This window comes from Pseudomonas sp. GD03858 (assembly GCF_029840925.1).
Classification (GTDB): domain Bacteria; phylum Pseudomonadota; class Gammaproteobacteria; order Pseudomonadales; family Pseudomonadaceae; genus Aquipseudomonas.
In genome coordinates this window covers 1-7,756 of the sequence record NZ_JAOCDM010000170.1, presented here as the reverse complement: position 1 = coordinate 7,756, position 7,756 = coordinate 1, and the positions used below count along the sequence as shown (strand labels likewise).

Genomic DNA, 7,756 nt, shown 5'->3' with positions numbered 1-7,756 from the left:
GCAATCTTGAATTGGAGCGGCCATAAATAGCGACAGGGCCAGACCAGACAACCTCGCCATTGCGCGCTAGCATGGCGTCATGTCCGACACCATTCGCCACCTCACCCTCGCCAACGGCCTGCGCCTGAGCCTACGCCACGCCCCGCGCCTCAAGCGAAGCGCAGCGGCGCTACGGGTACATGCCGGCAGCCATGATGCCCCCGCCCGCTGGCCGGGCCTGGCCCATTTCCTCGAGCACCTGTTCTTCCTCGGCACGCCACGCTTCCCGCAGGCCGATGGCCTGATGCGCTACGTCCAGGCACTGGGTGGCCAGGTCAACGCCAGCACCCGCGAACGCACCACAGATTTCTTCTTCGAAGTACCACCCGCCGCGCTACCCGGTGGCCTGGAGCGCTTGTGTGAGATGCTCGCCGAGCCCGACCTCGATATCGAACGGCAACGCCGTGAACGCGAGGTGATCCATGCGGAGTTCATCGCTTGGTCGCGCAATCCGCAGGCCCAGCACCAGTTCCGTCTGTTGCAGTCGGTATCGGCGCGTCACCCGCTGAGTGGCTTCCATGCCGGCAACCGCTACAGCCTTGCGCTGCAAGCGCCCGCTTTCCAGCACGGGTTACGGACATTCCACCAGCGTTTCTACCAGGGCGGGCAGATCACCCTGAGCCTGGCCGGCCCGCAATCGCTCGACGAACTGGAACAGCTGGGCAAGCGCCATGGCCTGCTGTTCGCCAAGGGGCAGCGCATCATCCCGCCGCCACCACCGCCACTGCTCGAAAAGCCGCTGCGCCAGCCAAGCGCAGACGGCATGGATCACACACTGCTGTTCGCCCATCAAGACCTGCCAGAAGAAGCCGAGCAGGCGCTGGAGTTGCTGCTGAGCCAACTCACCGACAACCGAGCTGGCGGATGGCTGGCCGAACTGCAACGGCGTGGCTGGCTCCAGGACTGCAAGGCCGAGCTTCTTCACGCCCATGCCGGCCAGATGCTCTGGCAGGTTCGGCTGCAACTGAGCACGGGCGCCTCTCTCGTACAAGCCCAGGATCTGCTGCATGGCTGGTTGAGTCATCTGCGACAGCAAGACCGCCAGCGTCTGAACGACAGTTTCAGCCAGTTGCAGCAATGCCGCGAGCAGGCCGCCAGTGCGCTGGAACTGGCCCGCCGCGACAGCGCCGACAGGCCGTACCAGGGCCTGGGCACACAGGGGCTGGCCGCCTTCGATGCGCTGCTGGCCAGCTTCCCACACAGCCCTGCCGGTCAATGGCATCTGCCTGAAAGCGAGCCGCTGCTGTCCGCCGCGCTGCCCGAGCGCCACGCGCCACTGCCCGCGGCCCTTTCGATCAGCCCTTGCCTGCCGGCCTCCCGCCAGTTCGCTGCGCTGTACCTGCGCTGGCAGGTCGCCTCGCCTGCGCGCCCTCGCTTGCAGCCGATCCTCGAACGCAGCCTGCGAGCGTTGCGCCAACGTGCCGAACACGCCTCGCTGCAACTGGACTTCACGGCCAGTGGCGAGTACTGGCAGCTACGCGCGGCCGGGCATCCACCGGCGGTGATCCGCCTGGTGGAAGAAGCGCTCGCGTGCCTGCGCGCACCGGCAGCGGAGCACTGGGCTGCGCCTGCGCCGACCGAGCTGCCATTGATCCCGATTCGCGCATTGCTCAAGACGCTGCCAGACGCGCTGCAGGCAACTGAGGCGAGCGACCTGCTCGCCTTGCGCGTCGAACCGTCAATGCTCGAGGCACTCTGGCAGGGTGCCCGCTGGCAGGGCCTGGCGGTGGGGTTCGATCAGAACCAGCAGGGTGCATTGGGAGCGATACTGCAAGACGTCATGGGACAACCTGGTGAGCCCGCCCCCCCGCGCGCACTCAGCGGGCGACACTGGCGTCACACGCCAACGGCCGGCAGCGAACCCGCCCTGCTGCTGTTCTGCCCGCTGCCCGAACCTCGGCAGGCCACTGGCCGCCTACTCGCCCAGCTCCTGCAGGGGCCTGTCTACCAGCGGCTACGCGTCGAACTGCAACTGGGCTACGCCGTCTTCAGCACCTTTCGTCAGGTGCAGGGGCATGCCGGTCTGCTGTTCGGCGTGCAGTCCCCCCATGCCAGCCCGAGTGAAATCCTTGAGCATCTGACGAACTTGCTGAAAGAAGGCGTGAGCCTTGACCACGCAAGTCGTCAGCAATTGGCGGATCAGTTCAGCGAGGCCGTCATGACCAACGCCGATATCGCGGAATGGGCATGGCAGGCACATATAGCGACACAAAATTCGGATCTTTCCTACGCTAGCGGGTCTATCCTCTCTGTCGAGCAATGCGATCTGGACGCGCTGCTGCGGCAACTGCTCGAGGCGGAGCACGGCTGGCTTTGCCTGGCCAACGCGCCAGCAGCGAACAGCCAGTGGCATTGAAGCGAGCGGATTGTTACCAGGAATGCAATGGCGCTTTTCGAAGAATTAACCTTTCGGTACAAATTTTTCTTGTAAGATAGCGCAATCTCAGCCAATGGAACCTCCTGCCACAGGGGGAGCCAAACCCAGTGACTGACCATCCCACCCCTATCCGGAAGGAGCAAACCTATGTGGACCAAACCTGCATACACCGACCTGCGTATCGGCTTCGAAGTCACCATGTACTTCGCCAACCGCTAAGCGGCAGTAAGCCTCGACGCCTCGGCCAGCCGGGGCGTCGTCGTTTTTCGCCGCGGCTTTTGCCTTAGAGAGTGACCATGTACATCCAGATTCTCGGTTCCGCCGCCGGTGGCGGGTTCCCGCAATGGAACTGCAACTGCGCCAACTGCAAGGGCTACCGCGACGGCACCCTGCGCGCCCAGGCACGCACCCAGTCGTCCATCGCCCTGTCCGACGACGGCGAGCACTGGATCCTGTGCAACGCCTCGCCGGACATCCGCGCCCAGCTCCAGGCGTTCGCGCCGATGCAGCCGGCCCGCGCCCTGCGCGACACCGGCATCGACGCCATCGTCCTGCTCGACAGCCAGATCGACCACACCACCGGGCTGCTGAGCCTGCGTGAGGGCTGCCCGCACCAGGTCTGGTGCACCGACATGGTCCACCAGGACCTGACCACCGGTTTTCCGCTGTTCAACATGCTCAGCCACTGGAACGGCGGCCTGGCGTGGAACCGCATCGAGCTCGAAGGCAGCTTCGTCATCGACGCGTGCCCGAACCTGCGTTTCACCCCCTTCCCGTTGCGCAGCGCCGCTCCGCCCTATTCGCCGCACCGTTTCGACCCGCACCCGGGCGACAACCTCGGCCTGCTGGTGGAGGACACCCGCACCGGCGGCAAGCTGTTCTACGCGCCGGGGCTGGGCCAGGTCGACGACAAGCTGCTGCAGATGATGCACGGCGCCGACTGCCTGCTGGTCGACGGCACGCTGTGGGAGGATGATGAAATGCAACGCCGTGGGGTCGGCACCCGCACCGGTCGCGAGATGGGCCACCTGGCGCAGAACGGCCCCGGCGGCATGCTCGAGGTGCTCGACGGCTTCCCGCGCCAGCGCAAGGTGCTCATCCACATCAACAACACCAACCCGATTCTCGATGAAGACTCGCCGGAACGCGCCGAAGTGCAGCGCCGCGGCGTGGAAGTCGCCTTCGATGGCATGAGCATCGAGTTGTAAGGGCAGCCCTTGCACAACGTGGGAGCGGGCTTGCCCCGCGATAGCGATGGTGAGGCTGACGCCGCCATCGCGGGGCAAGCCCGCTCCCACGTATAACGAACCATCACAGGAGCCCCCATGAGCGATGCAATGCCCCTGTCCCCTGCCGAATTCGAGCAGGCCCTGCGCGCCAAGGGCGCCTACTATCACATCCACCACCCGTATCACGTGGCGATGTACCAGGGCCGTGCCACCCGCGAGCAGATCCAGGGCTGGGTGGCCAACCGTTTCTACTACCAGGTCAACATCCCGATGAAGGATGCCGCGATCCTGGCCAACTGCCCGGACCGCGAAGTACGCCGCGAGTGGATCCAGCGCCTGCTCGACCACGACGGCGCCCCAGGCGAGGATGGCGGCATCGAGGCCTGGCTGCGCCTGGGCCAGGCCGTGGGCCTGGACCCGGACCAGCTGCGCAGCCAGGAGCTGGTGCTGCCCGGCGTGCGCTTCGCCGTCGACGCCTACGTCAACTTCGCCCGCCGCGCCAGCTGGCAGGAAGCCGCCAGCAGCTCGCTGACCGAACTGTTCGCCCCGCAGATCCACCAGTCACGCCTGGACAGCTGGCCGCAGCACTATCCGTGGATCGACCCGGCCGGCTACGAATACTTCCGCACCCGCCTGGGCCAGGCCCGGCGCGATGTGGAGCACGGCCTGGCGATCACCCTGCAGCACTACACGACCCGTGAGGGGCAGGAACGCATGCTGGAAATCCTGCAGTTCAAGCTGGATATCCTGTGGAGCATGCTCGACGCCATGAGCATGGCCTATGAACTGAACCGCCCGCCCTATCATAGCGTCACAAGTGAGCGGGTCTGGCACAAGGGGATTGCCCTATGAGTTTCGACCGTCAACAGGTGCCCGCCTGGCGCCCCGGCTACCGTTTCCAGTACGAGCCGGCGCAGAAGGGCCATGTGCTGCTGTACCCCGAGGGGATGATCAAGCTCAACGACAGCGCCGGGCTGATCGGCGGGCTCATCGATGGCCAGCGCGATGTCGCGACGATCATCGCCGAACTCGAACGGCAGTTCCCCGGTGTGCCCGAAGTCGCCGACGACATCGAGCAATTCATGGAGGTGGCCCGTGCCGAACACTGGATCACCCTCGCCTGAGGGCAACCTGCCCCGCGATCAGATCGGCCTGCCATTGTGGCTGCTGGCCGAACTCACCTACCGCTGCCCGTTGCAGTGCCCGTACTGCTCCAATCCCCTGGACTTCGCCAAGCAGGGCAAGGAGCTGAGCACCGAGCAATGGTTCAAGGTGATGGGCGAGGCCCGCGAGATGGGCGCCGCGCAGATCGGCTTTTCCGGCGGCGAGCCGCTGGTGCGCCAGGACCTCGCCGAGCTGATCGGCGAAGCCCGGCGCCTGGGCTACTACACCAACCTGATCACCTCCGGCATCGGCCTGACCGAGCAGAAGATCGCCGCCTTCAAGCAGGCCGGGCTGGACCATATCCAGATCAGCTTCCAGGCCAGCGACGAGCAGGTGAACAACCTACTGGCCGGCTCGAAGAAAGCCTTCGCGCAGAAGCTGGAGATGGCTCGCGCGGTGAAAGCCCATGGCTACCCGATGGTGCTCAACTTCGTCACCCACCGGCACAACATCGACAAGATCGACCGCATCATCGAGCTGTGCATCGCCCTGGAGGCCGACTTCGTCGAACTCGCCACCTGCCAGTTCTACGGCTGGGCGCACCTCAATCGCCTGGGCCTGCTGCCGACCCGTGCCCAGCTGGAGCGGGCCGAGCGCATCACCAACGAGTACCGCGACAAGCTCAAGGCCGCCGGCAGCCCGTGCAAGCTGATCTTCGTCACCCCGGACTACTACGAGGAACGCCCCAAGGCCTGCATGAACGGCTGGGGCAGCCTGTTCCTGACCATCACCCCCGACGGCACCGCCCTGCCTTGCCACGGTGCGCGCCAGCTGCCGGTGCAGTTCCCCAACGTGCGCGACCATGACCTCAAGCACATCTGGTACGACTCGTTCGGCTTCAACCGCTTCCGCGGCTATGACTGGATGCCCGAGCCCTGCCGCTCGTGCGACGAGAAGGTGAAGGACTTCGGCGGCTGCCGCTGCCAGGCCTTCATGCTCACCGGCGATGCCAGCAAGGCCGACCCGGTGTGCGGCAAGTCACCGGACCACGGCATCATCCTCAAGGCCCGCGAAGAAGCCGAGCACGCCACACTGGAGATCGAACAGATGACCTTCCGCAACGAACGCAACTCCCATGTCATTGCCAGGGGCTGAGTTCAGCGCCGCCCAGGCGGTGGCCGCCGGCACCGACTTCGCTGAGCTTAAGGTCGACGAACGTGGGGTGTTCTGGAACGAATTCCGCCCTGCCGATGGCGCCTGCCGGGTCTGGCACTGGCGTGATCATCAGGCCCGCTGCCTGACCCCGGACGGGTTCAGTGTACGCAGTCGGGTCTATGAGTACGGCGGTGGCAGCTTCTGCCTGGGCGGTGACGGACTGGTGTTCGTCAACGAGAAGGACCAGCAGGTGTATACCCAGGCGCTGGACGGTACCGCCCCCCGCGCACTCACCGACGCCAGCGACTGTCGCTATGGCGATGTGCAGTGGCATGAAGGCCAGGTGCTGGCCGTCGAGGAGCGCCATGGCGAACAGGTCGAGCATCGTCTGGTGAACTTGACGGCAGGGCATCGCGAGATCCTCGCCGAAGGGGCCGACTTTTACGCCTCTCCCACGCTGAGCCTCGACGGACGCCGCCTGGCATGGATCGAGTGGGATCGACCGGCACAACCCTGGACCGTCACCCGCCTGATGTGCCGGGAACGCGAACCCTCCGGCGCTTGGGGCGCGGCACGCTGCATCGCCGCGCAGGACGAATCGTTGCAGCAGCCCCGCTTCGATGAACAAGGCTACTTGTACTGCCTCTCCGACCGCGACGGGTTCTGGCAGCCCTGGGGCGAACTCGACGGACACTGGCAGCGCCTGCCCGCCGCGCCCGCCGATCATGCCGCCGCTCCCTGGCAACTGGGCGCCAGCACCTGGCTGGCCCTTGGCTCAGCCAGCTACCTGGCCAGCTGGTTCGAGGACGGTTTCGGGCAGTTGGGACTGCGCCGCGCCAACGGCGAAATGGCGCGCTTTGCCAGTGCGTATACGCGCTTTCGCAGCCTGGCGCTGGATGACGGACACATCTATGCCATAGCCGCCTCGCCGATCAGCCCACCGGCAGTGATCGCGGTCGACCGGCGCAGCCACGAGGTCCAGGTGCTCGCCGGCGGTGCCGAAGTGCTGCCTGCCGAGGACATCAGCCTCCCGCAACCGATCCGCTACGCCAGTGGCGACGGCACGGCCCACGGGTTCTTCTATCCGGCCATGCAAGGCTCGGGTGGGGCATCACCTCTGGTGGTGTTCATTCACGGCGGCCCGACCTCGGCGTGCTACCCGGTGCTCGACCCGCGCATCCAGTACTGGACCCAGCGCGGCTTCGCCGTCGCCGACCTCAACTACCGGGGCAGCAGTGGCTATGGTCGTGCCTACCGCCAGGCTCTGCACCTGCGCTGGGGCGAAAGCGACGTGGAGGACGCCTGCGCGGCAGTCGGACACCTTGCCGACCGGGGCCTGATCGATCCACGTTTGGCCTTCATTCGTGGCGGCAGCGCTGGGGGTTACACCACCTTGTGCACGCTGGCCTTCCGGGATGTGTTTCGTGGTGGCGCCAGCCTTTACGGCGTGAGCGACCCCGAGGCTCTGGGCCGGGCCACCCACAAGTTCGAAAGCGACTACCTGGACTGGCTGATCGGCGACCCACGGCGCGATGCCGAGCGCTATCGCCAGCGCACGCCGTTGCTGCATGCCGGGCGGATCAAGGTACCGGTGATCTTTTTCCAGGGTGAGCTGGATGCGGTGGTGGTGCCCGAGCAGACCCGCAGCATGCTTGAAGCGCTCAAGGCCAATGGCATCGAGGCCGAGGGGCATTTCTACGCGGGCGAGCGGCATGGTTTGCGCCAGGCGACGAACCTGGCGCATGCGCTCGAGCAAGAGTGGAAGTTCTATTGCCGTTTGCTTGGCCAGGCAACGCCATCCCTGTAGGAGCGGCCTTGTGTCGCGAAAGGGCTGCAAAGCAGCCCCAGGATC

7 protein-coding genes are annotated in these 7,756 nt (G+C 65.8%); all 7 read left to right on the top strand.

Translation table 11 applies throughout. The annotated features are described in order from the left end of the window. Positions 1 to 79 precede the first annotated feature (79 nt). The 7 genes from pqqF (at position 80) to N5D48_RS25095 (ending at position 7,711) form a co-directional block, all read left to right on the top strand. Positions 80 to 2,395, top strand: a complete 2,316-nt coding sequence (gene pqqF, locus N5D48_RS25125; RefSeq protein ID WP_279888760.1) for a pyrroloquinoline quinone biosynthesis protein PqqF — start codon at positions 80 to 82, stop codon at positions 2,393 to 2,395. 168 nt (positions 2,396 to 2,563) lie between these two features. Next, positions 2,564 to 2,635 (top strand): pyrroloquinoline quinone precursor peptide PqqA, encoded by a 72-nt coding sequence (gene pqqA, locus N5D48_RS25120; RefSeq protein WP_003243383.1) that lies wholly within the window; start codon positions 2,564 to 2,566, stop codon positions 2,633 to 2,635. Positions 2,636 to 2,712: 77 nt separating this feature from the next. Next, positions 2,713 to 3,624: a pyrroloquinoline quinone biosynthesis protein PqqB gene (pqqB, locus tag N5D48_RS25115; RefSeq protein WP_279888758.1), complete on the top strand. Its 912-nt coding sequence runs from the start codon at positions 2,713 to 2,715 to the stop codon at positions 3,622 to 3,624. Positions 3,625 to 3,741: 117 nt separating this feature from the next. Further along, on the top strand, positions 3,742 to 4,497 hold the full coding sequence (gene pqqC, locus N5D48_RS25110) for a pyrroloquinoline-quinone synthase PqqC (protein WP_279888757.1): 756 nt from the start codon (positions 3,742 to 3,744) through the stop codon (positions 4,495 to 4,497). After that, on the top strand, positions 4,494 to 4,769 hold the full coding sequence (gene pqqD, locus N5D48_RS25105) for a pyrroloquinoline quinone biosynthesis peptide chaperone PqqD (protein ID WP_279888756.1): 276 nt from the start codon (positions 4,494 to 4,496) through the stop codon (positions 4,767 to 4,769). The genes pqqC and pqqD overlap by 4 nt, the downstream gene beginning before the upstream one ends. Then, entirely contained in the window at positions 4,741 to 5,904 is a 1,164-nt protein-coding gene (gene pqqE, locus N5D48_RS25100) for a pyrroloquinoline quinone biosynthesis protein PqqE (RefSeq protein ID WP_279888754.1), read from the top strand. Before pqqD ends, pqqE begins: the two co-directional genes overlap by 29 nt. Next, positions 5,885 to 7,711: a S9 family peptidase gene (locus N5D48_RS25095; RefSeq protein WP_279888752.1), complete on the top strand. Its 1,827-nt coding sequence runs from the start codon at positions 5,885 to 5,887 to the stop codon at positions 7,709 to 7,711. Before pqqE ends, N5D48_RS25095 begins: the two co-directional genes overlap by 20 nt. Positions 7,712 to 7,756: the final 45 nt, after the last annotated feature.